Source organism: Paraburkholderia bannensis NBRC 103871 (assembly GCF_000685015.1).
GTDB classification, from domain to species: Bacteria; Pseudomonadota; Gammaproteobacteria; order Burkholderiales; family Burkholderiaceae; genus Paraburkholderia; species Paraburkholderia bannensis.
In genome coordinates this window covers 1-745 of the sequence record NZ_BAYA01000099.1, presented here as the reverse complement: position 1 = coordinate 745, position 745 = coordinate 1, and the positions used below count along the sequence as shown (strand labels likewise).

The window sequence follows — 745 nt, the reverse complement described above, 5'->3', positions numbered from 1 at the left end:
GTCGGCCCGATGGCGCCGTCGGCTGAAATCACGCTCATGCCCAACCGCGGCAACGGCATCACGCTGCTGGCCAACGAGCATGGCGACATCGGCAACAACATCCTGAACACGGCGGTCGTGACGGTGCCGATCACGGCGACGCAGACCTTCGTGCGGGTCTCATGCCGAGCTTCGGCGGCTACGAGGTGCAGCAGTCCAACCAGATGCTGACCCTCACCCACAACCTGCTGTACGACTTCTCGGATCCGGGCAGCTACGTGGGCGTGGGCTGGAACTACACGCCGGACGGCAGCCAGTGGGCCTTCAAGTTCATGGTGGGCAACGAGCAGTACCGCACCTACGGCTCGGTCACGCAGACCGGCACGAACGCGCTGGGCGACCCGATCACGACGAGCAACAAGATCCCGACGCTCACGGCGCGTGCGGATTACACGTGGTCGAGCGCGCTGGATATCGGCGGCTCGTTCAACATCGGGCGCCAGACGCTGTCGAGCGCCATCGACGCAACGACGGGTCAGGCAGTCTACGGTGCGGGTGGCCAGGCGACGAGCTCGGGTGGCTACTTCTTCTTCGGCGAAGTCGATGCAAGCTATACGGCTGCGGACATCCAGTACAACGCCGAAGTCGATTACGGCCAGCAGCAGCGCGCCGCGTACAACGGCGGCAACGCGCAGTGGTACGGCTTCTCGCTGCTCGCGCACCGCAAGTTCAACGCGCCGGTGGTGGGCCGCATGGGCGTGACCGC

General features: G+C 65.5%; 1 pseudogene. It reads left to right on the top strand.

The annotated features are described in order from the left end of the window. A pseudogene (locus BBA01S_RS45050) lies at window positions 1–745 on the top strand (DUF3138 family protein); the annotation flags it as partial.